Consider the following 26,839-nt stretch of genomic DNA (forward strand, 5'->3'; position numbering starts at 1 on the left):
ATGTTTCTAAAACGATCCGATAGTGAGCCGAAGCTCGCTGAAGGATCATCCTTAGAAAGGAGGTGATCCAGCCGCAGGTTCCCCTACGGCTACCTTGTTACGACTTCACCCCAGTCGCTGACCCTACCGTGGCCGGCTGCCTCCCTTGCGGGTTAGCGCACCGTCTTCAGGTAAAACCAACTCCCATGGTGTGACGGGCGGTGTGTACAAGGCCCGGGAACGTATTCACCGTGGCGTGCTGATCCACGATTACTAGCGATTCCAACTTCATGGGCTCGAGTTGCAGAGCCCAATCCGAACTGAGACGGCTTTTTGAGATTTGCGAAGGGTCGCCCCTTAGCATCCCATTGTCACCGCCATTGTAGCACGTGTGTAGCCCAGCCCGTAAGGGCCATGAGGACTTGACGTCATCCCCACCTTCCTCGCGGCTTATCACCGGCAGTCTCCTTAGAGTGCTCAACTAAATGGTAGCAACTAAGGACGGGGGTTGCGCTCGTTGCGGGACTTAACCCAACATCTCACGACACGAGCTGACGACAGCCATGCAGCACCTGTGTTCCAGGCTCCGAAGAGAAGGTCACATCTCTGCGACCGGTCCTGGACATGTCAAGGGCTGGTAAGGTTCTGCGCGTTGCGTCGAATTAAACCACATGCTCCACCGCTTGTGCGGGCCCCCGTCAATTCCTTTGAGTTTTAATCTTGCGACCGTACTCCCCAGGCGGAATGCTTAAAGCGTTAGCTGCGCCACTAGTGAGTAAACCCACTAACGGCTGGCATTCATCGTTTACGGCGTGGACTACCAGGGTATCTAATCCTGTTTGCTCCCCACGCTTTCGTGCCTCAGCGTCAGTATCGGGCCAGTGAGCCGCCTTCGCCACTGGTGTTCTTGCGAATATCTACGAATTTCACCTCTACACTCGCAGTTCCACTCACCTCTCCCGAACTCAAGATCTTCAGTATCAAAGGCAGTTCTGGAGTTGAGCTCCAGGATTTCACCCCTGACTTAAAGACCCGCCTACGCACCCTTTACGCCCAGTGATTCCGAGCAACGCTAGCCCCCTTCGTATTACCGCGGCTGCTGGCACGAAGTTAGCCGGGGCTTATTCTTGCGGTACCGTCATTATCTTCCCGCACAAAAGAGCTTTACAACCCTAGGGCCTTCATCACTCACGCGGCATGGCTGGATCAGGGTTGCCCCCATTGTCCAATATTCCCCACTGCTGCCTCCCGTAGGAGTTTGGGCCGTGTCTCAGTCCCAATGTGGCTGATCATCCTCTCAGACCAGCTACTGATCGTCGCCTTGGTGAGCCATTACCTCACCAACTAGCTAATCAGACGCGGGCCAATCTTTCGGCGATAAATCTTTCCCCGTAAGGGCTTATCCGGTATTAGCACAAGTTTCCCTGTGTTGTTCCGAACCAAAAGGTATGTTCCCACGCGTTACTCACCCGTCTGCCGCTGACGTATTGCTACGCCCGCTCGACTTGCATGTGTTAAGCCTGCCGCCAGCGTTCGCTCTGAGCCAGGATCAAACTCTCAAGTTGGACTTGAACTTTGAACCGGCTGATCACAACGTTTGACGAGGTCCCACCATTATCGACCGAAGTCGATGTGCTGCCTGCGATTCACATCGCTGGCAACGATGGTGTTTCCTTTGAAACGTGTACCGCCGAAGTCTTTCGTCCGGTCCCGACCAGAAAAGCCGAAGCTTTTCAGGAGCGAGACCCGCAAGGACTCCGCCGTCCACGTTTCTCTTTCTTCATCTTCACTTGTCAAACAGCCCGAGACCGTGGAGGCCTCAACCTTCCCGAGAGGAAGGGTTCCGACACCCTTACCGACGATGGATGAACTCCAATCGACTTACGTCGACTGTTGTGTCACTCAACAAGGTGAGGAGCATCAGTGGCGCGTTCGCTCGCCTTGGTCAGTGACCCGGCGGCGCCGCGCTCAGTGGTCGGGTTATAGGCCCCCGCACTCGGGATTGTCAACGCCCATTGTCAACAAATCGTCGCACGGTGGATTATCGCTAAAAACAACGCGTTTCCAGATGGTTACAAGGATCGCGGATGCGTCGATCCGATCGGGGCGGTGAAAAAACTTGAAAAAAGTTTGGGCCCCAGGGGGCTCCGGAGCCGACCTGGGAGGGGTCGTGGGAGGGGACCGGGAAGCGACCTGGCAAGCGACCTGGCAAGCCACCTGGGGAACGGCTTGGCGAGTGGATTGGCGCGCGGGTCGGGATCGACAAAGGGCACTTGGGGAGAGCTTGAGGGGCGGCTTACCGTACCTTCGCGGTGGGACGCAGCTGGCGGCCCCCTCTCGGGAGGCCCCCGCCCTCCGGCGGTTCAGGAAACTTTTTCGATGACAGGCGCCGTACTTGAGCCACAATCCCGCGGCGTTCTGATAAGAGACAAGCTTGAATCGCAGGGATGCCAGTGGGGGCTGCCGGCGGTTTTCATGGGGTCAGAGGAAGGCGATCTTGCAGATGACGCGGCCTTCCTCCGACATTCGAGAGACATCGAGAGAGCTTCACCCGTACAGCTGTTCGTAATTTCGGCCGGCCCCATCGCGGGCCTTCTGAGCACGGACGCCTGCGCGGCTTGCCTTTTCCGGCGATCCCCCATCAAGAGGGCGACCAGGACAAGGTTCGAAAGCGGGCATCTTGGGTCGTTGATTGGGGGACTTGCGTTGAACCACAGGACATCACGCGGCGCTTACGGGCGTGAGACCGGGATCATCGATCTCGGCCACGAGCCGCCGCTGTCCGTCGATGGTTCTGAAGCCGCCGTAATCGACCGCCGCCGCGTCTCGGTGCAATGGTTCAGCGGGACAATCTTGACCGGACTCTGCGGCGCAGCCCTGATTGGCGGCGCCGTTTTCGCATCGCTCGACGGCGAGATGACCTTCGCCAAGGTGCCGGAGCGGGTCGAGGGCGCGCTGCGCGGTGCATTCGGCGCCGCCGATCGCGCCGCCACGCTGCACAAGAGCGACCGCCTGCCGCCGCCGAGCGAATCCACGGCGTCCCGCAACATCATGCGCGTCTCCACGGTGGCCCGCGTCGGCAACCGCGACGTGATGCGGGTGCGCCCCTTCGTCCGGATCGCCGGCAATCTGTCGATGACGACGAGCGACCTGTCGGCGAAGATCCCGCCGTTCAACGCCCAACGCCTGCTCACCGATGTCGGCTCCGATCCGAAGACCGCATCCGACGATCCCAACAATCCCGAAGCGGTCGAGCCCGACGCCGAAGTGTCCTTTGTCACCAAGGACCTGTCGCCGGTGCTGCCGAAAGCCAAGATTTCCGCGGTGGTGGCGCTCGACGACATCCTGATGCGGGTGCGCGATGCCGCCAACTGGCGCGGCAATGGCGGGGTGCGCTACGCCTCGCTCGCCAATGCCGCAGCCGACGTCTCCGGTGCGACCGGCCCGTCCGACATCAGAAGCGCCTACGCCGCGGAAGCCTCGCCGTCCGATCCCTATGCCGGCTTCGAGACGCGCGTGGTGCCGGAAAACGTCACGCTGCTGCCCAAGACCAAGGAGCAGATCACCGGCGGCAATCCCAACGGCGAACGCGTCCATCTGGTCAAGAAGGGCGACAGCGTCGCCTCGGTGCTGCGCGATCTCGGCGCGAACGCCGACGAGATCAAGGCGATCACCGCAACGCTCGGCCCTCGCGGCCGCGACGGCGGCCTCAAGGACGGCGAGAAGCTCCGCATCCTGATGGCGCCGGCGAGCCCCGGTGCCCGCCTCCAGCCCTACCGCGTCGTCGTCGCCAACGAGACCATGGTCGAGGCGATCGCTGCGCTGTCCGATCTCGGCAAATACGTCGCGGTCGACGTCTCCAGCATGAACACCGTCGCCGATGCCGCGGCCAGCGCCAGCAGCGATGACGACGATGATGACGACGGCTCCGGCGTGCGGCTCTACCAGAGCATCTACGAGACCGCGATGCGCAACAAAGTGCCGATGCCCGTCATCGACGACATGATCAAGATCTACTCCTACGACGTCGATTTCCAGCGCAAGGTGCAGCCGGGCGATTCCTTCGACGTGTTCTACGCCGGCGAGGACGAGGGCGTGACGTCGACGGAGAAGAACGACGTGCTGTTCGCCTCCCTCACGGTCGGCGGCGAGACCAAGAAATACTACCGCTACCAGAGCCCCGACGACGGCGTCGTCGACTACTATGACGAGACCGGCAAGAGCGCGAAGAAATTCCTGGTCAGGAAGCCCGTCAACAACGCCATCATGCGCTCCGGCTTCGGCGGCCGCCGCCACCCGATCCTGGGCTATGTGAAGATGCACACCGGCGTCGACTGGGCCACGGCCTACGGCACGCCGATTTTCGCCTCCGGTAACGGCGTGATCGAGAAGGCCGGCCCCGAAGGCGGCTACGGCAAATATATCCGCATCAAGCACAACAACGGCTACGAGACGGCCTACGGTCACATGTCCGCCTTCGCCAAAGGCATGGAGATCGGCAAGAAGGTGCGGCAGGGCCAGGTGATCGGCTTCGTCGGCTCATCCGGCCTGTCGACCGGCCCGCACGTCCACTACGAGATCCTGGTCAACGGCCGCTTCGTCGATCCGATGCGCGTGAAGCTGCCGCGCGGCCGTTCGCTCGAGGGCCCGATGCTCGCAGGCTTCGAGAAGGAGCGCGACCGGCTCGACGGCATGATGAGCGGCCGCGGCGGCGCCATCGCCCGCATGTCGGATGCGACCGGCGGCCCGTTGCAGGTCAGCAACCGCTAATTGCAACCGGCCGACATCGGCCGGACATCTCCAGAACACGATCCGAATTCGACGTTCTCGCGCGAGGCCCCGCTTGGCGGCGTCTCAACGTCAAGTTTCGTTTGCCAAAGCGGCACCAGGGGCGAATACTTTCCAAAAAACGGGAGGTCTCGCCATGAAGAACAGGCTCGCCTGCGCAGCGGTCGTCGCTGCCCTTTTCGCCACCACGAGCGTATCGGCCGAGACTTGGGAGGTCACCAAGCTGGTCCAGGGCTCGGCATTCCATGGCGTGCATGGGCTCGGCATCGACAAGGCCGGCCATCTGTTCGCCGGCAGCGTCGCCGGCGCCGCTCTCTACGAGGTGGACGTATCAGGCGGTACCGCCAAGGTTGCAATCCCCTCGCCGATCGGAATGGCCGACGACATCGCGTTTGCGCCCGACGGCACCATGGCCTGGACCGGATTTCTCACCGGCGATCTCTATGCGCGCAAGGGCGACGGCCCGATCAAGAAGCTCGCGAGCGGCCTTCCCGGCATCAACTCGCTCGCCTTCCGCAAGGACGGCAGGCTCTATGCCACCACCGTTTTCCTCGGCGACACGCTCTATGAGATCGACGTCGAGGGCGTGAAGCCGCCGCGCCAGATCATGGAGAAGATGGGCGGCCTCAACGGCTTCGAGTTCGGTCCCGACGACAAGCTCTACGGTCCGCTCTGGTTCAAGGGCCAGGTCGCGAAAGTCGATGTCGACAAGGCCGAGCTGACCGTCGTCGCCGACGGCTTCAAGGTCCCGGCCGCGGTGAACTTCGATTCCAAGGGCAATCTCTTCGTGGTCGACACCGCGCTCGGTCAACTCGTCCGGGTCGATCCCAAGTCGGGCGCCAAGACCCTGGTCGCGCAACTGAAGCCGTCGCTGGACAATCTCGCGATCGACGACAAGGACCGCATCTACGTCTCCAACATGGCCGACAACGGCATCCAGGAGGTCGATCCCGCGACCGGCCAGGCCAAGCAGATCATCATCGGCAAGCTCGCTTTGCCCGGTGGCATCGGCGTCACCTCGGAGAACGGCAAGGATACGATCCACCTTGCCGACGTGTTCGCCTATCGCACGGTGGACGGCGCAACCGGCGAGGTCACCGAAAAGGCGCGCATGCACGCCGCAGGCACCACGCTGGAATATCCGATGAGCGCGACGGCGAAAGGCAACGACGTGGTGCTGTCGAGCTGGTTCACCGGCACGGTGCAGGTGATCGACGCCAAGACCGGCGCGACGCGCGACATGCTGCACGGCTTCAAGGCGCCGCACGATGCGATCACGCTCGCCGACGGCAGCATTTTGGTAGCCGAGCTCGGCACCAAGTCGCTGGTCAAGGTGAGCGGCGAGCACGGCAAGGATCGCACCACGCTGATCGGCGACCTCGAGGGCCCGGTCGGGCTCGTCCGAGGCAAGTCCGACGAAGTCTACGTCACCGAAGCCTTTGCAGGCACCGTGTCCCGGATCGACAGCAACGGCGAAAAGACCGTGGTCGCCAAGGAGCTGAAAATGCCCGAAGGCATCGCGCGCGGGAACGACGGCAAGCTCATCGTGGCGGAAGTCGGCGCCAAACGGCTGATCGAGATCGCGCCGGAAAGCGGCAAGATCACCGAGATCGCCGCCAATCTCCCGATCGGCCTCGCGGGCGCTCCCGGCGGATTGCCGACCAACATTCCGACGGGCGTCGGCATCGGAGCTTCAAGCGTGATCTATTTCTCGTCCGACATCGAGAACGCCATCTACAAGGTGGTGAAGAAATAGCGTCTGATCCCCACCGCGTTAGCTAAAGCGGGATGCTGCGCACCTTTTCGGACCACGCTTTTGCCAGCGCCCCCCAAAACAAAACGCCCCGGAGAGGCTGACCTCTCCGGGGCGGCTTGTCGTTTCAGGCTTTGATCGCCCGCGTTCAGTTCAGCTTCCGCTTCGCCACTGGCGCCTCGAACTGGGTGATCTCGGCGGTCTGCGGTGCCTTGCCGTTGAAGGTCAGCACGTTGCCTTCGGAGGAGATCGCGACACTGTCGCCGTCCCTGACGTCGCCGGCCAGGATCATCTCGGCGAGCGGGTCCTGGACGTGACGCTGGATCACGCGCTTGAGCGGCCTTGCGCCGTAGGCGGGGTCCCAGCCCTTGGCGGCGAGCCAGTCGCGGCCAGCGGCGTCGAGCGTCAGCACGATCTTGCGATCGGTCAGCAGCTTCTGCAGCCGCGCGAACTGGATCTCGACGATCCGGCCCATCTCGCTCCGCTGCAAGCGGTGGAACAGGATGATCTCGTCAACGCGGTTGAGGAATTCGGGGCGGAAATGCCCGCGCACCATTCCCATCACCTGCTCGCGCACGGCCGAGGTGTCCTCGCCCTCCGGCTGATTCACCAGGAATTCCGAACCGAGGTTCGAGGTCATGATGATCAGCGTGTTGCGGAAGTCGACGGTGCGGCCCTGGCCGTCGGTCAGGCGGCCGTCGTCGAGCACCTGCAACAGGACGTTGAAGACGTCGGGATGCGCCTTCTCGATCTCGTCGAACAGCACCACCTGATAGGGCCGGCGCCGCACCGCTTCGGTGAGCGCGCCGCCCTCGTCATAGCCGACATAGCCCGGAGGCGCGCCGATCAGCCGCGAGACCGAGTGCTTCTCCATGTATTCGGACATGTCGAGGCGGACCATCGCGGTCTCGTCGTTGAACAGATACTCCGCGAGCGCCTTGGTCAACTCGGTCTTGCCGACGCCGGTGGGCCCTAAGAACATGAACGAGCCCGTGGGGCGGTTCGGGTCCTGCAGGCCCGCGCGCGAGCGGCGCACGGCAGTTGCGACCGCACGCACGGCCTCGGCCTGGCCGACGACGCGGGTGCCGAGCTGCTCCTCCATCTTCAGGAGCTTTTCCTTCTCGCCCTCCAGCATCTTGTCGACGGGCACGCCGGTCCAGCGCGAGACCACCTGGGCGATGTGGTTGGCGGTGACCGCCTCCTCCATCATCTCGCCGGAGCCTTCGCGCGCCTCGATATCCGCAAGCTGCTTCTCGAGCTGCGGGATCCGGCCATAGGCCAGCTCGCCGGCCTTCTGGAATTCGCCGCGACGCTGGGCGTCGGCGAGATCGACGCGCAGGGCGTCCAGCTCCGATTTCAGCTTCTGGGCGTTGGAGAGCTTGTTCTTCTCCGCGCTCCAGCGTGCCGTCAGCGCCGCGGACTTCTCCTCGAGCTCGGCCAGCTCCTTCTGGAGCGCCTCGAGACGGGATTTGGAGCCGGGATCACTTTCCTTCTTGAGAGCTTCCTGCTCGATCTTGAGCCGGATGATCTCGCGGTCGAGCGAATCCAGCTCTTCCGGCTTGGAATCGACCTGCATCTTCAGCCGGGCCGCGGCCTCGTCCATCAGGTCGATCGCCTTGTCGGGCAGGAAGCGGTCGGTGATGTAACGGTTGGACAGCGTCGTCGCGGCAACAAGCGCGGAATCGGTGATCCGCACGCCATGGTGCTGCTCGTACTTGTCCTTGAGGCCGCGCAGGATCGAGATGGTGTCCTCGACCGAGGGCTCGCTGACAAAGATCGGCTGGAAGCGCCGCGCCAGCGCGGCGTCCTTTTCGACATGCTTCTGGTATTCGTCGAGCGTGGTCGCGCCGATGCAGTGCAGCTCGCCGCGGGCAAGCGCGGGCTTGAGCAGGTTGGAGGCGTCCATCGCGCCGTCGCCCTTGCCGGCGCCGATCAGCGTGTGCATCTCGTCGATGAACAGGATGAAAGTGCCCTCGCTCCCGGTCACTTCCTGGAGCACGGCCTTCAGCCGCTCCTCGAACTCACCGCGGTATTTTGCACCCGCGATCAGCGCGCCGAGGTCGAGCGAGAGCAGCTTCTTGTCCTTCAGGCTCTCCGGCACGTCGCCGTTGACGATGCGCAGCGCGAGGCCTTCGGCGATGGCGGTCTTGCCGACGCCGGGCTCGCCGATCAGGACGGGATTGTTCTTGGTCCGGCGCGACAGCACCTGGATGGTGCGGCGGATCTCCTCGTCGCGGCCGATGACCGGATCGAGCTTGCCGTCGCGCGCGGCCTGGGTCAGGTCGCGGGCATATTTCTTCAGCGCGTCGTACGCGTTCTCGGCGGTGGCCGAGTCTGCGGTGCGGCCCTTGCGCAGGGCCTCGATCGCCGCATTGAGGTTTTGCGGGGTGACGCCGCCCTTGGCGAGGATGGTGCCGGCCTCGCTGGTCTTCTCCAGCGTCAGGCCGAGCAGCAGCCGCTCGACGGTGACGAAGCTGTCGCCGGCCTTCTCGCCGGCCTTTTCGGCGGCATCAAAAGTACGGGCGAGCTCGGGCGCCAGATAGATCTGCCCGGCGCCACCGCCACTGACCTTCGGCACCTTGCCGAGGGCATCCTCGGTCGCCTTCAGAATTGCACGGGAATTGCCGCCGGCGCGGTCGATCAGACCGGCAGCCAGCCCCTCATTGTCGTCCAGGAGGACCTTGAGCACGTGCAGGGTGGAAAACTGCTGGTGTCCCTCGCGCACCGCGAGCGACTGCGCTGACTGGACGAAGCCCCTGGAGCGTTCGGTGTATTTGTCGATATTCATCTTTTCTGTCCCTCGGCCTGCCCCTGGAGCCCTCTAAGGCACTCCAAACGGCATCTTCACTGGGTTTCCGATTACCGCATTGACGTTTCTCAACCGGTAACGGTCGTGTTTTGCCGACGTCGCCGCCGGCCTGAGGCAGATGTGGGAAGCAGGCTGCAGATGCGAAAGAGGCCAGTTCACAATTTCGTGCGCTGATCCGCCGGCTTGGCGGGGCCGGCTCGAATCCCTTAAGTAGCGGCATGACAGCTAGCCAGACCGCCGAGATCACCGGCCTTTACCGCTACCCGATCAAGGGCCTGACACCGGAGCTCCTGCACCGCGCCCCCTTGCGGACGGGCCAGACCCTGCCCGCCGACCGCCGCTACGCCATCGAGAACGGTCCGAGCGGCTTTGATCCCGAACGGCCCGAGTGGAGGCCGAAAATCCAGTTTCTGATGCTCGCACGCAATGAGCGGCTTGCCGAGCTCGACAGCCGGTTCGACGACGCTACCAATGTCTTGACCATCCGCAGGGACGGCCAGACCGTCGCCAGCGGCGATCTCGAGACCGCGGCCGGGCGCGCCGCCATCGAGCGCTACTTCGCGGAGAATTTTCAGCCGGAGCTGAAGGGGCCGCCAAAAGTCCTGTCAGGCCGCGACCACAGCTTCTCCGACGTCGCCCGCAAGGTGGTCTCCATCATCAATCTCGGCAGCGTCCGCGCCATCGAGACCATGCTGGGCGGCGCTGCCGTGCATCCGCTGCGCTTCCGCGCCAATCTCTATGTGAAGGGTTGGCCGGCCTGGTCGGAGCTCGATCTCGTCGGCCAGACGCTGGCGATCGGCGCGGCGCGCCTGAAAGTGGTCAAGCGCATCGTCCGCTGCCCGGCCACCAATGTCGACCCGTTGACGGCCAAGCGCGATCTCGAGATTCCGCCGACGCTCTCGCGCAACCTCGGCCACATGGACTGCGGCATCTATGCCGAGGTGATCGAAGGTGGCGACATCGGCGTCGGCGATGCGGTTGCGGCGGAAGAGCCGAAGCTGGTGTGAGCGAACTCCGCTGCCGTAGGGTGGGCAAAGGCGCTCTTGCGCCGTGCCCACCATCTTTATCGAGCGGACGGAAGTGGTGGGCACGCTTGCGCTTTGCCCACCCTACGGCACCGTCGCTATGGCACCGTTAGTTCGGCATGACATAGGCATAGATCCGGCCGCGCGAGACCGGCGCTTCGCGGACGCGGTTGCCGTTGTTGCCGGAGATCATGATCGGATTGCCCTGCGCGTCGATGCCGGTGATGATGCCGACATGACCGCCGCGGCGGCCGCGCGACATCACCGCGATGGCGCCGACCTGCGGACCGGAGACACGGGTGCCGTAACGCGCGAACGAGCTCGCCATGTCGGAGCCCGAACCCTTATGGCCGGTGTGCTCCAGCACCATGTTCATGAAACGCGCGCACCACAGGCTGCCGCGCCCGGTCGGGTTGCCGCCGACATAGCGGCGCGCCTCGGATACCAGGCTCGATCCGCCGCCGAAGCCGCCGCTATTGGCCATTGCGGTGTTAGCCATGGCGGTATGGGCCATGCCGCCGCTGTTGGCGTTCGGATCATAGCTCGCCTGGGTGTCGGCGAATCCGCCCGCCTGCAATTGCGCCGCGCTGCGCTCGAAGCGCGAGCTGCGGGCATGGTGGCGGTAATGATGATGCCTGGCGTGGTGCACGTAAGCGTGCCGCTCTGCGCTATGACGATGATGCGGCCGCGCTGAGGCCGGAGAAACCAATGCGGCAACCGCCGCGAACAAAATCGCCAGCGCGACAACACAACGCGACAGGCGAGACGCAAACAACTCAAACATTCTTCATCCTTCGTTGACACCCCACTTCCCAATCGGCCCGTGCAACGGCCGACATCGGTCTGGCCGTTAAGCCGTCCGATGTGGCGAGAAAAAGACGCGGGCTGCCTGCGAATAGCTGCGATGATTTTGCGCCGATACTGGCTTGAGGCTGCCGCATTGCCGACAACAGCATTAACTGCAATCCTGCAAAGGCGGCTTTAAGAGAGGGAAACGGTTAATGCCCCACGCCACGACCAGGGACGACGTCCGCATCTATTTCGAAGAAGCGGGTCAGGGAACGCCAATCATTTTTCTGCACGAGTTCGCGGCCGACTACACCAATTGGGAGCCGCAGATGCGCTACTTCTCGCGCGGCCACCGCTGCATCACCTATTCGGCGCGCGGCTACACGCCGTCGGACGTGCCTGAGGGCGAGGTCTACAGCTACACGCATTTCTACACCGATGCGCTCGCAGTGCTCGATCATCTCAGGATCGAGCGGGCCCATCTGGTCGGCCTGTCGATGGGCGCCTACTCGTCGCTTCAGATCGGATTGAACGCGCCGCAGCGCGCGCTGTCGATGACGCTGGCCGGCGTCGGCTCCGGCTCGGAGATCGAGAACATGGAGGCCTGGCGCAAGCAGTGCCGCGCCAATGCCGAGCAATTCGAGACGCTGGGCTCCGCCGAGGTCGCAAAGGTCACGCGCGAGGCGCCGAGCCGGATTCCCTTCCTGGTGAAGGACCCGCGCGGCCATGCCGATTTCTATGCCGCGCTGGCGCGCCACGATTCCAAGGGATCGGCGCGCACGATGCGCGGCTTCCAGGGCGGCCGCCCCTCGATCTACACGATGACGGACGCAATCAAGCGCGCATCGACGCCGGCGCTGATCATCTGCGGCGACGAGGACGATCCGTGCGTCGGGCCGAGCCTGTTCCTGAAGCAGCATCTGCCCACGGCGGGGCTGGCGATGTTTCCGAAGTCCGGCCACGTGCTCAATCTCGAAGAGCCCGCGCTGTTCAACGAAAGCGTGGAGCGGTTCGTGACGCTGGTGGAAGCGGGACGATGGCCGGCGCGCGACCTGAGGTCGCTGGCTCCACACTAGCTGTCATTCCGGGATGCGCCGAAGGCGCAGACCCGGAATCCATCGGGCTGCGGGCGTTGTTGCACGATGGATTCCGGGCTCGCGCTACGCGCGCCCCGGAATGACGCCTACGGCGTCACTTCCCCCCGCCCCGGCTGAGCAGGAACACTGCCTGCTCCCCGAACATGTTCCACACCCACCAGGGCAGATTCAGCGGCACCGGGCGGCCGTAGAGATCGAGCGCGACCGAGCGCTCCATCTTGACGTTGATCTCGTCGCAGAGCTGCACGAAATCCTTGATGGTGCAGAAATGGATGTTGGCGGTGTCGTACCAGGTCGCCGGCAAATTCTCGGTGCGCGGCATGTGGCCGCCGACCAGGAGCTGGAGCCGCATCTTCCAGAAACCGAAATTCGGGAACGAGACGATGGCGCGGCGGCCGATGCGCAGCAGATTCTCCAGCACCACGCGCGGCTGCCGGGTCGCCTGCAGCGTCTGCGACAGGATCACGTAGTCGAAGGCGTCGTCGGGATAATTGACGAGGTCGGTGTCGGCATCGCCCTGCACCACCGCAAGGCCCTTGGCGACGCAGCGATTGACGCCCTCGCGCGACAGCTCGATGCCGCGGCCGTCGATGCCGCGGGTCTCCAGCAGCTGAAGCAAATCGCCCTCGCCGCAGCCGACGTCGAGCACTTTCGAGCCCGGCTTGACCATGTCGGCGACCAGCAGATGATCGGCGCGAAACTGGCCGGACGATCCGGTCGCAAGGCCGCCCAGCGGCAATACTTCCTGCACAGACATGCTAGCCATCCTTCAGTCCACGCGCCTTGCCCGCCGATTGCAGGAAGGCGCGGGAGATGTCGAAGAATTCGGGCACGTCGAGCAGGAAGGCGTCGTGGCCGCGATCGGTCTCGATCTCGGCGAACGACACCCGTGCGCTCGACGCATTCAGCGCGTGCACCAGCGCGCGCGATTCCGAGGTCGGAAACAGCCAGTCGCTGGTGAAGGAGACCACGCAGAAGCGGGTCGCAATTCCCGCGAACGCCTTCGCGAGCACGCCGCCATGGTCGGCGGCGATGTCGAAATAGTCCATCGCACGCGTCAGATAGAGATAGGAATTGGCGTCGAAGCGCTCGACGAAGGAAGAGCCCTGATAGCGCAGATAGGACTCGACCTGGAAGTCGGCGTCGAACGAGAAGGTCGGCAGCTCGCGGTCCTGCATGCGCCGTCCGAACTTGCGATGCAGCGCCGCGTCCGAGAGATAGGTGATGTGCGCCGCCATCCGCGCCACCGCGAGCCCGCGATGCGGATGGATGCCATGATCGGCATAGCCGCCGCCGTGCCAGTCGGGATCGGCCATCACGGCCTGGCGGCCGAGCTCGTGAAAGGCGATGTTCTGCGCCGAGTGCCGCGTCGCGCAGGCGATCGCCAGCGCGGAGAACACGCGGCCCGGATAGGCCGCGGTCCATTGCAGCACCTGCATGCCGCCCATCGAGCCGCCGACGACCGCGAACAGCGTGTCGATGCCGAGCCGGTCGACCAGCATCGCCTGCGCACGCACCATGTCGGGGATGGTGATGACGGGGAAATCGAGGCCCCAGACCTTGCCGGTGGAAGGATTGAACGAGGCCGGCCCGGTCGAGCCCATGCAGCCGCCGATCACGTTGGAGCAGATGATGAAGTAGTGCTTGGGATCTATGGGTCGGCCGGGGCCGACCAGCGTCTCCCACCAGCCGGGCTTGCCGGTGACGGGATGCACGTTGGCGACATGCTGGTCGCCGGTCAGCGCATGGCAGATCAGCACCGCGTTGGAGCGATCGGCGTTGAGCTCGCCATAGGTCTGGTAGGCGATCTGGAACGGGGTGAGATCGACGCCGCAATCGAGCCGCAGCGGCTGCTCGGCGCCGAAATGCGCGATCTGCGAGCTTGGATGATCCACCTCGTGCGACCGCTCGTCGGCGCTGATCGCAGGACTCGGTATCGACTTGACGCCACCCATCTGACCATCGACCTCGTTTGCGATCAAACGCGTGATCGCCACTTGCATCAGGCCATGAAAAACCCGGCCTGAACGATAGGTTCGGCCGGGATCGGAAGCGTCCCCGGCCTGTTTAGCGAGTTTTTTAACGTGGCTGCAAGCCGGCCGGCTCAAATGACCACGGAACGGGCAAAAGCTACCGTCTTGGGCGGTTTTCGTCAAGTCGCGGCCCGGATCGGCCCAATTCGTCTCTCACGCGTCGTCCGAAAAGGACGTGATTTCTCTTTGCTTTCGCTGCCCTGACTGCCTAATCAGGACATCCCCCATCGAAACCATCGACAGCCAGACATGTCCCAACGTCCGCCCGCGCCACCATCGCTTCAGGAACTGCGCAAGGAGATCGACGCGATCGACGAGGGCATGCATCGCCTGCTGATGCAGCGCGGCGACATCATCGACCGCCTGATCCAGGTGAAGCAGACCCAGGAGGTCGGCTCGGCGTTCCGCCCGGCGCGCGAGGCCGCCATGATGCGCGAGATCGTGCAGCGCCATCGCGGCATCCTGCCGCTCGACACGGTCGAGAGCATCTGGCGCGTCATCATCTCGACGTTCACTTACGTGCAGGCGCCGTTCTCCGTGCATGCCGACATCTCGGCGAGTGAGCCGGCGATGCGCGATTCCGCGCGCTTCCATTTTGGCTTCACCGTGCCTTACGTCGCGCATTTCAGCGCGCAGGCCGCGGTCGAGGCGGTGGCGAAATCCAAGGGCGATCTGGCGCTGGTCTCGGCAACGTCCAGCCGCACACCCTGGTGGCTCTTGCTCGAAACGGAAGGCGCGCCAAAAATCATCGCGCGGATGCCCTTCGTCGAGCGTGCCGATCATCCGGCCGCACTGCCGGTGTTCGCGATCTCGCGCGTCGCCGACAGCGCCCTGGTGACGGAGGTCGAGACCTTCAGCGTCCGCGTGTCCGGGTGGAACGCCGAGGTCGCGCGCGCCCTGTCGCCGCTCGCCGAGATCGTGGCGGTGCCTGATACCGCCTTCGACGGCGCGGCGCTGCTGGTCTCGGTCACGAGCGCGACCAGCATCGACAAAATCAGGGCTGCCCTGATCGAGGCGGGGGCCTCGGTGCGCTCTACAGCCCTCGTCGGCAGCCACGCAACGCGCTATACGGTGCCCCCGACCGGGGCCAAATCGTAAACCACGCGCCGCGCCCCGCCATTTTCGGAGTTCAAGATGTCCCGCCCCGTGCCGAATCCCGGCATTCTCGATATTGCGCCCTACACGCCCGGCAAGAGCCCGGTCGCCGAGCCGGGCCGCAAGGTGTTCAAGCTGTCGGCCAACGAGACGCCGTTCGGGCCCTCGCCCAAGGCGATCGAGGCGTTCAAGCACGTGGCGGATCACCTGGAAGACTATCCGGAAGGAACCTCGCGCGTGCTGCGCGAGGCGATCGGCCGCTCCTTCGGGCTCGACCCGAACCGCATCATCTGCGGCGCCGGCTCGGACGAGATCCTCAATCTGCTCGCCCACACCTATCTCAGCCAGGGTGACGAGGCGATCTCCACCACGCACGGCTTCCTGGTCTACCCGATCGCGACCATGGCGGTGGGCGCCAAGAACGTCGTCGCGCAGGAGACCAACCTCACCTGCGACGTCGACGCCATCCTCAAGGCGGTGACGCCGAAGACCAAGCTGGTCTGGCTCGCCAACCCCAACAATCCAACCGGCACCTATGTGCCGTTCGACGAGGTCAAGCGCCTGCGCGCCGGCCTGCCGTCGCACGTGCTGCTGGTGCTCGATGCCGCCTATTGCGACTACGTCTCGCGCAACGACTACGAGATGGGGATCGAGCTGGTCGCTACCACCGAGAATACGGTGGTGACGCACACCTTCTCCAAGATCCACGGCCTCGCGGCACTGCGCATCGGCTGGATGTTCGGCCCCGAGCACATCATCGACGCGGTCAACCGCATCCGCGGCCCGTTCAACGTGTCGACGCCAGCAATGTATGCCGCGGTCGCCGCGATCGAGGACACTGCGCACCAGGCGATGTCGAAGCAATTCACCGAGACCTGGCGCAACTGGCTGACCGAGGAGATCGGCAAGCTTGGGCTGAAGGTGACGCCGAGCGTCGCCAATTTCGTGCTGATCCACTTCCCGACCGACAAGGGCAAGACCGCGGATGACGCCGACGCCTTCCTGACCAAGCGGGGCCTCGTGCTGCGCGGCTTGAAGAATTACGGCCTGCCGCATTCGCTGCGCATGACCATCGGCACCGAGGAGGCCAACCGCCTCGTGGTCGACGGCTTGCGCGACTTCATGGCCGGCAAATGAGCAGCGCACCGCACTTCCAGCGCGTCGCGCTGATCGGCTTCGGCCTGATCGGCGGCTCGATCGCGCGCGCTGCGAAGCTCCAGAGCCTGGCGGGCGAAATCGTCACCACCGCGCGCTCGGAGAAGACCCGCGCGCGGGTGATGGAGCTCGGGATCGTCGATCAGGTCGTGGCGACCAATGCGGAAGCAGTGAAGGATGCCGATCTCGTCATCCTCTGCATTCCCGTCGGCGCCTGCGGCGAGGTCGCGCAGGAGATCGCCGCGCATCTGAAGCCCGGCGCCGTTGTCTCCGACGTCGGCTCGGTCAAGGGCGCCATCGTCAGGGACATGGCGCCGCATCTGCCGAAGACCGTTCATTTCGTGCCGGCGCACCCCGTGGCAGGCACCGAGCATTCGGGGCCGGATTCAGGTTTCGCCGAGCTCTTCATCAATCGCTGGTGCATCCTCACCCCGCCGGAAGGCGTCGACGCGGCCGCGACTGATCGCCTGCGCGCCTTCTGGGCGGCGATGGGCGCCAAGGTCGAGGTGATGACGCCGGACCATCACGATCTCGTGCTCGCGATCACCAGCCATCTGCCGCATCTGATCGCCTACACCATCGTTGGCACCGCCGACGAGCTGGCGCAGGTGACGGAGTCCGAGGTGATCAAATTCTCCGCCGGCGGTTTCCGCGATTTCACCCGCATCGCGGCGTCCGACCCGACGATGTGGCGCGACGTCTTCCTCGCCAACAAGGAGGCCGTGCTGGAGATGCTCGGCACCTTCACCGAGGACCTCGCAAAACTGACCCGCGCGATCCGCCGCGGCGACGGCGAAGCCCTGTTCGACCATTTCACCCGCACCCGCGCCATCCGCCGCGGCATCGTCGAGATCGGCCAGGATTCGGCGGCCGCGGATTTCGGCCGGCAGCACGGGCAGCTCGGCAACAAGCCGTGAGTTCGTAGCTCGGATGGCGCCAGCGCGGGAGCGATCTCGATCTGCTCCCTTGACCTAGTCGATGAAGGCCGCGAGCTCACCCGGCGTCCCCGAGGGAAAGGCTTCCTTGAGAAAGTCGAGGAACGCGGATACGCGAGCGCTGAGCAGCCGGCGCGAAGGGTACAGCGCCCAGAGGACGATCTCCGGTCCGTCGACATCACCCCAGTGGACGAGCTTGCCGGCCGCCAGGTCGTGACTCACAAGCGACACAGGAAGGCGAGCGGCGCCCACGCCTGCGCGGACCGCATCGCGAACCATAACGATCGAGGACAGGCGAAGCACCGGATCGGTCGAGATCCGTGAGTTTCCGATCGAAGACTTCACCTCCCACGCCGATGTCAGATCGCTCGCACCACGCACCACGGTCGGAACGGCAAGATCGTACGCAGGGCGACTGAGGTCGGGGCTCGCGACCACGACCAGCCGATCGCGCATCAGGATTCGTCCGACAAGGGTTTCGTCGGGGTCGGGATTGACGCGGATCACGAGGTCATAGCCTTCCTCGATCATGTCGACGGCGCGGTCTTCCGTCGTGACCTCGAGCCGCACCTCCGGATATTTCAGAGCGAACGCAGCGGCCAGCTTTCCCATCGCAGTTTGCGAGAAAAGCAGAGGCGCGCTGATCCGCAAGCTGCCTCGCGGCTTGGCACCGCCTGAAGCGATCGCCGCCGCCGTCTCGTCGAGTTCGGCGAGCAATGTTCCCGTCCGCTCATAGAGCGCCCGCCCTTCCTCGGTGAGCTTCAGCGTGCGGCTTCCGCGCTCGAAGAGGCGCAAGCCAAGGCTGCCCTCCAGCTCGGAGACCCGGCGCGAGAGCGTCGCCTTCGGGCGGCCGGCAGCCCGGGCGGCCCGTCCGAACCCGCCGTGACGGGCGACAAGGTTGAAATCGGCGAGTGCGAGCAGATCCATATGTTCCACCAATGAGACGGTCTGTACAAATATAGCGTCTATCGGCCCGCACGTGGGTCACTAATTTGCGGGGGTGTCCAGCAACCCACCCCGGAGAGTGAACCCATGACCATCCTCGTGACCGGCGCCACCGGCAATGTCGGCCGCCAAGTCGTTGAACAGCTCGTCAAGCGCGGCGCCGATGTTCGCGCCCTCGTCCGCGATCCTGCAAAGGCCAACCTGCCGCCGGGCGTGAACGTCGTGCAGGGCGACCTCCTGGACGTTGACTCGCTGCGCAGTGCGTTCTCAGGCGTCTCCACCCTGTTCCTGCTCAACGCCGTGGTAGCGGACGAATTCACCCAGGCGCTGATCGCCCTCAACATTGCGCGAGAAGCTGGCGTCGAGCGGCTCGTCTATCTGTCGGTGATCCACAGCGATCTGTACGTGAACGTGCCGCACTTCGCGGGCAAGTTCGGCGTCGAGCGGATGATCGAGCAGATGGGCTTCAACGCCACCATCCTGCGCCCCGCCTACTTCATGAACAACGATCTCACGATCAAGGACGTGGTGAGCGGATACGGCGTCTACCCCATGCCGATCGGCGGCAAAGGACTGGCGATGATCGACGCCCGCGACATCGGTGAAATCGCGGCCATCGAGCTCGTCCGCCGCGACAAGTCCGGCGCATCACTTCCGCCCGACCGGATCAATCTCGTCGGTCCGGACACACTGACCGGCGCGAAGGCTGCCGCCATCTGGTCGGAGGTGCTGGGTCGCACGATCGCATATCCGGGTGACGATCCTGCCGGCTTCGAAAAGAACCTCAGGCAGTTCATGCCGAGCTGGATGGCCTTCGACATGCGGCTGATGAGCGAGCGCTTCCTCACCGACGGAATGATCCCCAATGCCGGCGACGTCGAGCGTTTGAACACTCTCCTCGGCCGTCCGCTGCGCTCCTATCGCGACTTCGTCTCTGAGATCACGGCTTCGGCCTGACGGCAGCGGCATCAGCCCAAGGGCCCGCGAGCTGCTCGCGGAAGGCAAGCTCTGATCGTCACAACGAACATGAACCAGGGGGCGGCCTCCACGGAGACGTCCCGCATTCCGAGGTCACGACCATGCAAGACTCCGAAACCGATAACATCCGGACTGTCCCACCGAAGATACTGATCCTTGGCGCGACCGGCGCCACCGGCCGCCTGATCGTCAACCAGGCGGTGGCGCGAGGGTACGACGTCGCGGCGCTCGTGCGTTCTGGCGAGAAAGCGCGTGATCTGAAGGGTGCCAATCTCATCATCGGCGATGCCCGCGACGAGATCGCCTTGCGTCAGGCACTCAAGGGCCGTGATGCCGTTGTCAGCGCACTCGGCACACCGGCGAGCCCGTTCCGCGAGGTGACGCTGCTCTCGGCGGCGACACGCATGCTTGTGAATACGATGAAGGCGCAACAAGTCTCGCGCCTCGTCTGCATCACCGGAATTGGCGCAGGTGATAGCGCCGGCCATGGCGGGTTTGTTTTCGACAATCTGATTTTCCCGCTGCTCTTGCGCAAGGTGTACGCCGACAAAAACCGCCAGGAGGCCATCGTCAGAAACAGCGGGCTCGACTGGGTTCTCGTTCGGCCCTCAGTCCTGAACGACAAGCCCGGCCGCGGCTCGGTCCGAGCCCTGACGGACCTCTCCGACTTCCGTGGAGGAAGCATATCGCGACAGGACGTTGCGACCTTCGTCCTGGATCAACTGCGCGCCGATGCCTGGCTGCATCGTGCGCCGTTGATCACGTGGTGAACTCAGCCCACGCTCTAATACAGCGGCGGGATCTGGCCGACCTTGACCGGGCCGAGCAGCACGGCGCCGTCGACGAATTTCAGCGGGAAGCTTCTCGCCTTCTTGCCTTCCAGCGTGCTCTCGGTGCCGATCGAGTTGATGCCGGCGGCGACGCCGGCATTGGCGTTCTGCTTGATCACCTTGCCGAGGCCGGGCACGGCTCGGTCGAGCGCGCCGAACAGATTGTTGAGGTCCTGCGATTTCACGCCGGGCGCGACGCGATCGAGCGTTGCCTGCGGCACGCCCTCCTCGAGCATCTTCTCGATGCCGAGCGCCGGGATCACGCGCTCGAGGCCCGTGACGGTCATCTGCAGTTCGCCGTCGAGCCGGCCATTGGCGGAGAGGCCAAGCGTGCCGGCCGCAACCGCGATCATCTCGCCCTGCTGGATCCGCGACTGCACGATCTCGATATGACCGCCGGCGGCCTGGATCTCGCGGAAGCGCTGCGGCCAGGGCTTTGGCGTCAGGTCGGAGAGGCCCGTGATCTTGGCGCGCGTGTCCGCCTCGAACGGCTCGGCGAGCAAGGGATGAACGCCCTGGATGCTGCCCTGCGCGACATGGAGCACGGTCTCGATCACGGGATGATCGGCTGGCGATCCGTCCGCGAGGCGCCCGTGCAGTTCGACCTGCTTGGCACGCGCGAGCGGCACCTGCATGCTGCCGTCGAGACGATTGATGTTGGGATCGTCGAACACGATCGAGGCGCGGTCCGGCACCGCCGGCAGGCCGACCACGCTGCTGCGGCCCTTGCTCCAGTTCACCACGAAGGTGTTTTGCGTGACACCGTCGGTCAGCGTCGCGGGCGCGGAGAATTCGGCGATGACGAGCTTGGGATCGTACACCTGCGCAACGACCAGGATGTTGTCGAGCTTGGCCGTGAACGGCGTCTTGCTCGCGTTCTGCGAGACCAGGGCGACGCTGGCGCCGGAGCACTGGACCTCGAAGCGGAACGGGAATCCGGCGATCGAGCGCTTGGCGCAATCATAGATGCGGCCGGACTTGGCCTCCTGCGCCCGCCAGGCATCTGCGGCCACTTCGGCCTGCGAGGCCGCATAGAACCAGAAGCAGCTCCAGGCGACGGCGAGGATCAGGACGAGGAGGGGGGCGATGAAAAGGCCCCAACGGGAACGGCGGCCTGCGGCAACGGTCATATTGGACATGCGGCGACCCTTTGGCCCCAGATTTTGGCAAATGTAAGCGAGGCCAGCCCCCGACGAAAGGCGGAGAATTCACTTCGCTTGGGGGCGCGGTTCTGGTAGCCGTGCCCGAAATGTCCGAAATCACCCTCCCCTCCGTCACGACAGCCACGGGCGACCTCTGGGTGTTCGGCTACGGTTCGCTGATGTGGCGACCGGGCTTCGACTTCGAGGAGCGCGTCCCGGCGCGGCTGGTCGGCGAGCACCGGGCGCTCTGCGTCTATTCCTTCGTCCATCGCGGCACGCCGGAGAAGCCGGGCCTGGTGCTCGGGCTCGACCGCGGCGGCGCCTGCCGCGGCATCGCCTTCCGTGTCGCTGAAAAGAACCGCACCGAGGTCGTCGCGTATTTGCGGGCGCGCGAGCAGGTCACCTCGGTCTATCGCGAGGTGATGCGCTCGGTGTGGCTGGAGAACGATGCGCGCCAGCGCGTCTCCGCGCTCGCCTATGTCGTCGACCGCGGCCATGTGCAATATGCCGGCCGCCTCTCGCTCGCCGAGCAGCACCGCCATGTCGTCCAGGGCCACGGCCAGTCCGGCGCCAATCGCGACTATGTCACCGCGACGGTGAAGGCGATCGAGGCCGAAGGCTTTCGCGACGCCCAGCTGCATCAGCTCGCGACCATGCTGCATGGCGATGCGCATTCCCTGCACCCGCCGGCTCCCGATGATCGAGAGAGCCGCTAGCTCTCCGACGGGGCGTAACTCGGCGAGGCGCCGATCAATTGCTCCTGCTCCTTGCGGCCGGCTTCGACGAGGCGGCTGGTTGCCTCTTCGATGGCCGTTTGCACACGGGAGAGAAACTCATCCTTCGGCAGGCCTGACGGCAACGGATCGAGGAATTCCACCACGAGCGTGCCGGGATAGCGCATGAAGGTGCGGCGGGGCCAGAACAGGCCGGAGTTGAGCGCGATCGGCAGGCACGGCACGCCGCAGGACGAATAGATCTGCGCGAAGCCGGTCTTGTAGTCGGGCGGCGCGCCCGGCGCGCGGCGCGTGCCTTCCGGAAAGATCACGAGCTGCCGGCCCGAGCGCACCGCCTCGCGCGCCCGCCGCGTCATGTCCAAGAGCGCCTTCACGCCGGCCTTGCGGTCGATCGCGATCATCCCGGTCTTGACCAGGAACTGGCCGAACACCGGAATCTGCATGAGCTGACGCTTGAGGATGAAGATCGGACGATTGAAGAATCCGGGCAGCACGAACGTCTCCCAGAACGACTGGTGCTTTGCCACGATCACCAGCGGCCCCTGCGGTATCTTCTCGACGCCGCGGAATTCGACCTTGATGTTGCAGACCACGCGCATCAGGACCAGCGTCGCCTTGGCCCACCATTCCGCAACCGTCAGCATGGCGCGCGGCGGCAATGCGAAGGTCGGCAGCGCCATGATCGCGAGGCAGACCAGCACGGCGTAGAACAGCACGTTGAACACGAGCGAGCGCAGGAAAATCAGGAACATCGACGATCCGATTATTTTGCCGATTAATTTGCCGATCAATTTGGCTTGTTAATTGGCTTGGGCGGTGGCGGGCCGCTTGGGCTGATGACCTGCAGGCTGCTCCGACATCTCGGGCGAAAGGTCAATCCCGAAATCCTCCAGCCGCACCCTGAGCTCGGCCGCGACGTACTTGACATATTCCGACAGCAGCAGCCGCAAGGTGGACGCCGAGGTCCACCACGGCTCCTCGCGCCATTTGTCGCCGACCACCGCGAATGGGATCAACGTCGTCTGCGGCATCGCATGCGAGAATTCCACCAGCGCGCGCGGCATGTGATAGTTCGAGGTGACCACGATCAGCGACTTGAACCGCCGGCCGTCGGCCCAGCGCCGCGCCTCCGCCGCATTGCCGCGGGTCGAGAGCGCGGTGCGGTCGAGATCGACACAACAGGTCATGAAGGACTGGTTCTCCGGCAACGTCCGGGAGATGTCGCTCGCCGTCGACGTCGGGTGCACGCCGGAGATCAGGAGCCGCCTGCCGTAGCCGGCAGCGAGCAGCTCCATCGCGTCCGACACCCGCGAGGAGCCGCCGGTCAGGACCACGATGCCGTCTGCCTTGCGGCTTGGGGCGATCTCGGCGCCGCGCAATTGCGACAGGAACGCGATGAAGCCCGCCGCCGCGCCGACGAAGGCGAGCGCAATCGTCGACACCAATGCCGCGCGCAGCCAGCCGCGCGGCAGGTTCGGCGATCGATCGTCGGTCGGCGAGGTCATATGATGTCGGTGATCCCTTCCCTGAGGTGATTTTAAAAGGTTTTGAGGCGAAGTGGAGTCCCGGTTTCTTCGCCCTCTCCTGCGGGAGAACGGAAGAAAGAACTCAATCCACATCGTTCAACGTCGCAAACAGGGTCTGGCGCGAGGCCACCGCGGTGATGGCGCCGATCAGCACGGCCTGGGCCGCGAGCACGATGTAGCCGGATGGCCGCAGCGAGAAGGTGCCGAGCAGAGCCGCGAACTGGTCGCCGACGGGGGTACCGGAAAACCAGCCGGCGATCGACTCGGAGAAGCCGAACACCAGCATGGCGGCGCCGCCGCCGATCACGCCGCCCTCGAGGCCCAGCCTCAGGAAATGACGCAGGAAGTGATTGGCGATGTAGCGGTCGCCGGCGCCGACGAAATGCAGCACCTCGACGATCGGACGGTTCGCCGCCATGGCGCCACGGGTCGCGAACGAGACCGAGATGATGGTGGCGATGATGACCAGCGCGAGGATGCCGAGGCCGGCGAGCACGGTGGCGTTGGTCATCGAGCGCATCCGCTCGATCCAGGCGCGGTGATCGTCGACGCTGGCACTTGGCGCGACCTGGGTCACGCGCGCGCGCAAGACGCCGAGATCGAGCAGCGTGCCGGGTTGCACGCGCGCGATGATCATGCGCGGCACCGGCAGGTCGTCCATCGACAGCCCGGTGCCGAGCCAGGGCTCGAGCAGCTTGCCGCTCTCCTCCCGGGTGAACGGCTTGACCTCGACGACGCCGGCTTGCGCACGCATCGCCTCCGTCACCGCCGCGGTGTCGCGTTCGAGATCGCGGCCGGCCTGCGGGCGAACCTGGATGGTGATTTCGCTGGCGACGTCCGACTGCCATTCCGCGGCGGATGCGCTCACCAATAGCACCGTGCCCGTGGTCATCGACGCCAGGAAGGTCATGATGGCGACGACGGCGACCAGCGCGCGGCCCTGGATCGAGGCCCGCGGCACGATCGGCGACATGTTGCGCGCGTTGGCCGGAAGCTGCGGACGCTCCTGTCCGAGGTCGACCAACACGCCGCGCTCGTCGGTCCTACTCATAGACGTGCAACCGTCCCTGGTGCAGCACCAGCCGCCGGGCCTCGTACTGGTCCATCAGGCCGATGTCGTGGGTCGCGATGATGACGGCGGTGCCCGATTTGTTGAGCTCGATGAAGAGCCGCAGCAGGCGGCGTCCGAGCGTCGGATCGACGCTGCCGGTCGGCTCGTCCGCGAGCAGCAGTTGCGGCCGCGAGATGACGGCGCGCGCGATCGCCGCGCGCTGCTTCTCGCCGCCCGACAGGATCGGCGGCAGCGCGTCCATGCGGTCGCCGAGCCCGACCCAGCGCAGCAGGTCGATCACCTCCTTGCGATAGCTCGCCTCGCTGCGGCCCATGACGCGGAACGGCAGCGCCACGTTCTCATAGGTCGTCATGTGATCGAGCAGGCGGAAATCCTGCAGCACGATGCCGATGCGCTTGCGCAAATCGGCGATCTCGTCCTTGCCGAGACGCGAGATGTCGTGGCCGAACAGATTGACGAGTCCCCGCGTCGGCCGGTGCGACAGGAACAACAGGCGCAGCAGCGAGGTCTTGCCGGCACCGGAGGGGCCGGTAAGAAACTGGAACGAATGCGCCGGGATCTGGAAGCTGAGGTCGCGCAGGATCTCCGGCCCCAGACCGTAACGCAATCCGACATTTTCGAACCGAACCAAGCTCAGCTCCGTTCGAGAGGGGACGCGGGTCGCACTGCTGCGCTCCGCCATACGCGACCAACGGGTTTTGCCGCCGTTATGGTTTCCGGTTCGTTAACGGTCGCGCTGTAGCATACATCGTAGCATCCTTGCCGCGCGGCTCTCCCCGACGCGGTCATCGTCAAGGCTCGTCCATGCATATCGTCTGCCCCCATTGTATGACATCCTACGCCATCAAGCTTGCGAGCCTTGGGGCGAACGGACGGGCGGTCCGCTGTTCCCGCTGCAAGGAGACCTGGATCGCCCATGCCGAGGATGCCATCGAGGAGGCATCCGTCCCGGCCATGGCCGCGGCCAGCCAGGCCGACGACCAGACCGATCTTGCCGAGCAATGGAACTCCTATGCCAAGGACGACGGCGCCACCGATGCGCCCGTCGTCGACAGCCCCTCGATTGCCAGCGACTGGCCCGACGAAGAGGCCAAGGAAACCGAAGACGAGTGGTCCGCGGCCGCCCGGGAAGCCGAGGAGGAGGTCGTCGGCGCGCAGCACCAGTCCTGGTTCCGCGGCTTGTTCGGCCGCCGCGGCGCGCGGGTGAGCCGTCCAGTCGCCACCGCGTCGCCCAAAAAATCCCATTTCGGCCTGCCGACCGCCTGCGCCGCCATGGGCGCGCTGGTTCTGGCGCTGGTGATCTGGCGCGGCGACATGGTGCGGCTGCTGCCGCAGACCGCCGCCTTCTACAAGATGGTCGGGCTCGAGGTGAACCTGCGGGGCCTCGCCTTCAAGGACGTGAAGCTGTCCAGCGAGACCGTGGACGGTAAGCAGGTGCTGGTGATCGAGGGTGTGATCGTCGGCGAGGGCAAGAAGCCGCTCGACATTCCGCGGCTGCGCTTTGCCGTGCGCGACGGGCAAGGCGCCGAGATCTACGCCTGGAATACGGTGCTGGAGCAGACCGTGCTGCGGCCCGGCGAGCGCGCCTTCTTCCGCTCCCGCCTGGCCTCGCCGCCGCCGGAAGGCCGCAATATCGACGTTCGCTTCTTCAACCGGCGCGACATTGCCGGCGGCAGCGTATAATCGCGCCGCCCGGTACCGAGGTTGGTCCGAAAGTTGGTCTCATGCCGAAGATCTTGATCGCCGATGACGAAGATTCGATGCGCACGCTGGTGGCGCGCGCCATCGCCATGGACGGGCACGAAACGGTCACCGCGCAGGACGGCGCCGAGGCGCTGGAGATCCTGACCCGCGAGGACGGCGCCTTCGACCTGCTGCTGACCGACATCCAGATGCCTATCATGGACGGCATCGCGCTGGCGCTCTCCGCCGCGCGCGATTTTCCCGATCTGACCATCTTGCTGATGACAGGCTTTGCCGACCAGCGCGAGCGCGCCTCGAACCTCAATGCGCTGGTGCACGACGTCGTGACAAAACCGTTCTCGGTCGCCGACATCCGCACCGCGGTGGCGGATGCGCTGGCGGCGAAGAAGGGGTAGTGGCGGGCAACCTTAACCACACATACCGCTGTCATGCCCCGGCTTGCCGTCTTCG

Annotated in this window: 22 protein-coding genes, 1 rRNA gene and 1 riboswitch; of the genes, 12 read left to right on the top strand and 11 right to left on the bottom strand. The window is 64.8% G+C overall.

Features of this window, described 5'->3' with window-relative positions; genetic code table 11:
- Positions 1 to 55: 55 nt before the first annotated feature.
- Positions 56 to 1,544 (bottom strand): 16S ribosomal RNA (locus tag GDN70_RS34450).
- A 1,141-nt stretch (positions 1,545 to 2,685) separates the two neighbouring features.
- Here GDN70_RS34450 and GDN70_RS34455 point away from each other — a divergent pair.
- Both GDN70_RS34455 and GDN70_RS34460 read left to right on the top strand, forming a co-directional pair.
- Positions 2,686 to 4,749 carry a M23 family metallopeptidase gene (locus GDN70_RS34455; protein ID WP_038948503.1) on the top strand — a complete coding sequence of 688 codons (2,064 nt, stop codon included), beginning with the start codon at positions 2,686 to 2,688 and terminating at the stop codon, positions 4,747 to 4,749.
- A 154-nt stretch (positions 4,750 to 4,903) separates the two neighbouring features.
- Positions 4,904 to 6,523 carry an SMP-30/gluconolactonase/LRE family protein gene (locus tag GDN70_RS34460; RefSeq protein ID WP_038971933.1) on the top strand — a complete coding sequence of 540 codons (1,620 nt, stop codon included), beginning with the start codon at positions 4,904 to 4,906 and terminating at the stop codon, positions 6,521 to 6,523.
- A gap of 145 nt (positions 6,524 to 6,668) precedes the next feature.
- Here the strand turns inward: GDN70_RS34460 and clpB are convergent, their stop codons facing one another.
- A complete protein-coding gene (clpB, locus tag GDN70_RS34465; protein ID WP_038948504.1) occupies positions 6,669 to 9,308 on the bottom strand; it encodes an ATP-dependent chaperone ClpB in 2,640 nt (879 codons plus the stop codon).
- 239 nt (positions 9,309 to 9,547) lie between these two features.
- Between clpB and GDN70_RS34470 the strand changes: the two genes are divergently transcribed.
- Positions 9,548 to 10,336 carry an MOSC domain-containing protein gene (locus GDN70_RS34470; protein ID WP_038948505.1) on the top strand — a complete coding sequence of 263 codons (789 nt, stop codon included), beginning with the start codon at positions 9,548 to 9,550 and terminating at the stop codon, positions 10,334 to 10,336.
- A 127-nt stretch (positions 10,337 to 10,463) separates the two neighbouring features.
- Here the strand turns inward: GDN70_RS34470 and GDN70_RS34475 are convergent, their stop codons facing one another.
- The gene (locus GDN70_RS34475; RefSeq protein ID WP_038971929.1) at positions 10,464 to 11,138 is read right to left on the bottom strand and encodes a TIGR02594 family protein; all 675 of its coding nucleotides are present in this window, start codon (positions 11,136 to 11,138) and stop codon (positions 10,464 to 10,466) included.
- A gap of 217 nt (positions 11,139 to 11,355) precedes the next feature.
- Here GDN70_RS34475 and GDN70_RS34480 point away from each other — a divergent pair, with 217 nt between their 5' ends.
- Complete coding sequence (locus GDN70_RS34480; RefSeq protein WP_038971928.1) at positions 11,356 to 12,219, top strand: alpha/beta fold hydrolase; 864 nt, start codon at positions 11,356 to 11,358, stop codon at positions 12,217 to 12,219.
- Positions 12,220 to 12,334: 115 nt separating this feature from the next.
- Here GDN70_RS34480 and metW read toward each other — a convergent pair whose 3' ends face one another.
- Positions 12,335 to 12,997, bottom strand: coding sequence for a methionine biosynthesis protein MetW (gene metW / locus GDN70_RS34485; RefSeq protein ID WP_038948508.1), 663 nt, complete (start codon positions 12,995 to 12,997; stop codon positions 12,335 to 12,337).
- A 1-nt stretch (position 12,998) separates the two neighbouring features.
- Positions 12,999 to 14,195: a homoserine O-acetyltransferase gene (locus GDN70_RS34490; protein WP_038971930.1), complete on the bottom strand. Its 1,197-nt coding sequence runs from the start codon at positions 14,193 to 14,195 to the stop codon at positions 12,999 to 13,001.
- 91 nt (positions 14,196 to 14,286) lie between these two features.
- Positions 14,287 to 14,366, bottom strand: a riboswitch (SAM riboswitch).
- A gap of 156 nt (positions 14,367 to 14,522) precedes the next feature.
- Between GDN70_RS34490 and GDN70_RS34495 the strand changes: the two genes are divergently transcribed.
- From GDN70_RS34495 to GDN70_RS34505, 3 genes are read left to right on the top strand one after another with little or no spacing between them, the layout of a single operon-like run.
- Entirely contained in the window at positions 14,523 to 15,371 is an 849-nt protein-coding gene (locus GDN70_RS34495; protein WP_028139945.1) for a chorismate mutase, read from the top strand.
- 36 nt (positions 15,372 to 15,407) lie between these two features.
- The gene (hisC, locus tag GDN70_RS34500; protein ID WP_038948510.1) at positions 15,408 to 16,505 is read left to right on the top strand and encodes a histidinol-phosphate transaminase; all 1,098 of its coding nucleotides are present in this window, start codon (positions 15,408 to 15,410) and stop codon (positions 16,503 to 16,505) included.
- Positions 16,502 to 17,440, top strand: coding sequence for a prephenate/arogenate dehydrogenase family protein (locus GDN70_RS34505; protein ID WP_038948511.1), 939 nt, complete (start codon positions 16,502 to 16,504; stop codon positions 17,438 to 17,440). Before hisC ends, GDN70_RS34505 begins: the two co-directional genes overlap by 4 nt.
- Positions 17,441 to 17,494: 54 nt before the next feature.
- Here GDN70_RS34505 and GDN70_RS34510 read toward each other — a convergent pair whose 3' ends face one another.
- Positions 17,495 to 18,385, bottom strand: coding sequence for a LysR family transcriptional regulator (locus GDN70_RS34510; protein ID WP_038971927.1), 891 nt, complete (start codon positions 18,383 to 18,385; stop codon positions 17,495 to 17,497).
- 105 nt (positions 18,386 to 18,490) lie between these two features.
- Between GDN70_RS34510 and GDN70_RS34515 the strand changes: the two genes are divergently transcribed.
- Together GDN70_RS34515 and GDN70_RS34520 are read left to right on the top strand one after the other, a co-directional pair.
- On the top strand, positions 18,491 to 19,360 hold the full coding sequence (locus GDN70_RS34515; RefSeq protein WP_028139941.1) for an SDR family oxidoreductase: 870 nt from the start codon (positions 18,491 to 18,493) through the stop codon (positions 19,358 to 19,360).
- Positions 19,361 to 19,482: 122 nt separating this feature from the next.
- Positions 19,483 to 20,151 carry an NAD(P)-dependent oxidoreductase gene (locus GDN70_RS34520; protein ID WP_038948514.1) on the top strand — a complete coding sequence of 223 codons (669 nt, stop codon included), beginning with the start codon at positions 19,483 to 19,485 and terminating at the stop codon, positions 20,149 to 20,151.
- Between the two features lie 14 nt (positions 20,152 to 20,165).
- On the opposite strand, the gene GDN70_RS34525 is transcribed toward GDN70_RS34520, so the two are convergent.
- Positions 20,166 to 21,350 carry a DUF2125 domain-containing protein gene (locus GDN70_RS34525; protein ID WP_028139939.1) on the bottom strand — a complete coding sequence of 395 codons (1,185 nt, stop codon included), beginning with the start codon at positions 21,348 to 21,350 and terminating at the stop codon, positions 20,166 to 20,168.
- A gap of 110 nt (positions 21,351 to 21,460) precedes the next feature.
- Between GDN70_RS34525 and GDN70_RS34530 the strand changes: the two genes are divergently transcribed.
- A complete protein-coding gene (locus GDN70_RS34530) occupies positions 21,461 to 22,069 on the top strand; it encodes a gamma-glutamylcyclotransferase (RefSeq protein WP_028139938.1) in 609 nt (202 codons plus the stop codon).
- Here the strand turns inward: GDN70_RS34530 and GDN70_RS34535 are convergent.
- The 4 genes from GDN70_RS34535 to ftsE all read right to left on the bottom strand — a co-directional run bounded on the left by GDN70_RS34535 (position 22,066) and on the right by ftsE (position 25,316).
- The gene (locus GDN70_RS34535) at positions 22,066 to 22,839 is read right to left on the bottom strand and encodes a 1-acyl-sn-glycerol-3-phosphate acyltransferase (RefSeq protein ID WP_038948516.1); all 774 of its coding nucleotides are present in this window, start codon (positions 22,837 to 22,839) and stop codon (positions 22,066 to 22,068) included. The genes GDN70_RS34530 and GDN70_RS34535 overlap by 4 nt on opposite strands.
- Before the next feature lie 48 nt (positions 22,840 to 22,887).
- Positions 22,888 to 23,592 carry a YdcF family protein gene (locus GDN70_RS34540; RefSeq protein ID WP_028139936.1) on the bottom strand — a complete coding sequence of 235 codons (705 nt, stop codon included), beginning with the start codon at positions 23,590 to 23,592 and terminating at the stop codon, positions 22,888 to 22,890.
- 103 nt (positions 23,593 to 23,695) lie between these two features.
- Complete coding sequence (locus GDN70_RS34545; RefSeq protein ID WP_028139935.1) at positions 23,696 to 24,664, bottom strand: ABC transporter permease; 969 nt, start codon at positions 24,662 to 24,664, stop codon at positions 23,696 to 23,698.
- Positions 24,657 to 25,316 (bottom strand): cell division ATP-binding protein FtsE, encoded by a 660-nt coding sequence (ftsE, locus tag GDN70_RS34550; protein WP_152103638.1) that lies wholly within the window; start codon positions 25,314 to 25,316, stop codon positions 24,657 to 24,659. Before ftsE ends, GDN70_RS34545 begins: the two co-directional genes overlap by 8 nt.
- Positions 25,317 to 25,489: 173 nt before the next feature.
- On the opposite strand from ftsE, the gene GDN70_RS34555 reads away from it, so the two are divergent.
- Positions 25,490 to 26,368 (top strand): MJ0042-type zinc finger domain-containing protein, encoded by an 879-nt coding sequence (locus tag GDN70_RS34555; RefSeq protein ID WP_028139934.1) that lies wholly within the window; start codon positions 25,490 to 25,492, stop codon positions 26,366 to 26,368.
- A 41-nt stretch (positions 26,369 to 26,409) separates the two neighbouring features.
- Positions 26,410 to 26,784: a response regulator gene (locus GDN70_RS34560; protein WP_028139933.1), complete on the top strand. Its 375-nt coding sequence runs from the start codon at positions 26,410 to 26,412 to the stop codon at positions 26,782 to 26,784.
- Positions 26,785 to 26,839: the final 55 nt, after the last annotated feature.

Origin of the sequence: Bradyrhizobium sp. TM102 (genome assembly GCF_009176685.1) — a bacterium.
GTDB classification, from domain to species: Bacteria; Pseudomonadota; Alphaproteobacteria; order Rhizobiales; family Xanthobacteraceae; genus Bradyrhizobium; species Bradyrhizobium ottawaense.

Excerpts from the sequence above, each read along its gene's own strand:
- GDN70_RS34460 (WP_038971933.1), top strand. The coding sequence starts at position 4,904 with ATGAAGAACAGGCTCGCCTGCGCAGCGGTCGTCGCTGCCCTTTTCGCC.
- clpB (WP_038948504.1), bottom strand. The coding sequence starts at position 9,308 with ATGAATATCGACAAATACACCGAACGCTCCAGGGGCTTCGTCCAGTCA.
- GDN70_RS34470 (WP_038948505.1), top strand. The coding sequence starts at position 9,548 with ATGACAGCTAGCCAGACCGCCGAGATCACCGGCCTTTACCGCTACCCG.
- GDN70_RS34475 (WP_038971929.1), bottom strand. The coding sequence starts at position 11,138 with ATGTTTGAGTTGTTTGCGTCTCGCCTGTCGCGTTGTGTTGTCGCGCTG.
- GDN70_RS34480 (WP_038971928.1), top strand. The coding sequence starts at position 11,356 with ATGCCCCACGCCACGACCAGGGACGACGTCCGCATCTATTTCGAAGAA.
- metW (WP_038948508.1), bottom strand. The coding sequence starts at position 12,997 with ATGTCTGTGCAGGAAGTATTGCCGCTGGGCGGCCTTGCGACCGGATCG.
- GDN70_RS34490 (WP_038971930.1), bottom strand. The coding sequence starts at position 14,195 with ATGGGTGGCGTCAAGTCGATACCGAGTCCTGCGATCAGCGCCGACGAG.
- GDN70_RS34495 (WP_028139945.1), top strand. The coding sequence starts at position 14,523 with ATGTCCCAACGTCCGCCCGCGCCACCATCGCTTCAGGAACTGCGCAAG.
- hisC (WP_038948510.1), top strand. The coding sequence starts at position 15,408 with ATGTCCCGCCCCGTGCCGAATCCCGGCATTCTCGATATTGCGCCCTAC.
- GDN70_RS34505 (WP_038948511.1), top strand. The coding sequence starts at position 16,502 with ATGAGCAGCGCACCGCACTTCCAGCGCGTCGCGCTGATCGGCTTCGGC.
- GDN70_RS34510 (WP_038971927.1), bottom strand. The coding sequence starts at position 18,385 with ATGGATCTGCTCGCACTCGCCGATTTCAACCTTGTCGCCCGTCACGGC.
- GDN70_RS34515 (WP_028139941.1), top strand. The coding sequence starts at position 18,491 with ATGACCATCCTCGTGACCGGCGCCACCGGCAATGTCGGCCGCCAAGTC.
- GDN70_RS34520 (WP_038948514.1), top strand. The coding sequence starts at position 19,483 with ATGCAAGACTCCGAAACCGATAACATCCGGACTGTCCCACCGAAGATA.
- GDN70_RS34525 (WP_028139939.1), bottom strand. The coding sequence starts at position 21,350 with ATGTCCAATATGACCGTTGCCGCAGGCCGCCGTTCCCGTTGGGGCCTT.
- GDN70_RS34530 (WP_028139938.1), top strand. The coding sequence starts at position 21,461 with ATGTCCGAAATCACCCTCCCCTCCGTCACGACAGCCACGGGCGACCTC.
- GDN70_RS34535 (WP_038948516.1), bottom strand. The coding sequence starts at position 22,839 with ATGTTCCTGATTTTCCTGCGCTCGCTCGTGTTCAACGTGCTGTTCTAC.
- GDN70_RS34540 (WP_028139936.1), bottom strand. The coding sequence starts at position 23,592 with ATGACCTCGCCGACCGACGATCGATCGCCGAACCTGCCGCGCGGCTGG.
- GDN70_RS34545 (WP_028139935.1), bottom strand. The coding sequence starts at position 24,664 with ATGAGTAGGACCGACGAGCGCGGCGTGTTGGTCGACCTCGGACAGGAG.
- GDN70_RS34555 (WP_028139934.1), top strand. The coding sequence starts at position 25,490 with ATGCATATCGTCTGCCCCCATTGTATGACATCCTACGCCATCAAGCTT.
- GDN70_RS34560 (WP_028139933.1), top strand. The coding sequence starts at position 26,410 with ATGCCGAAGATCTTGATCGCCGATGACGAAGATTCGATGCGCACGCTG.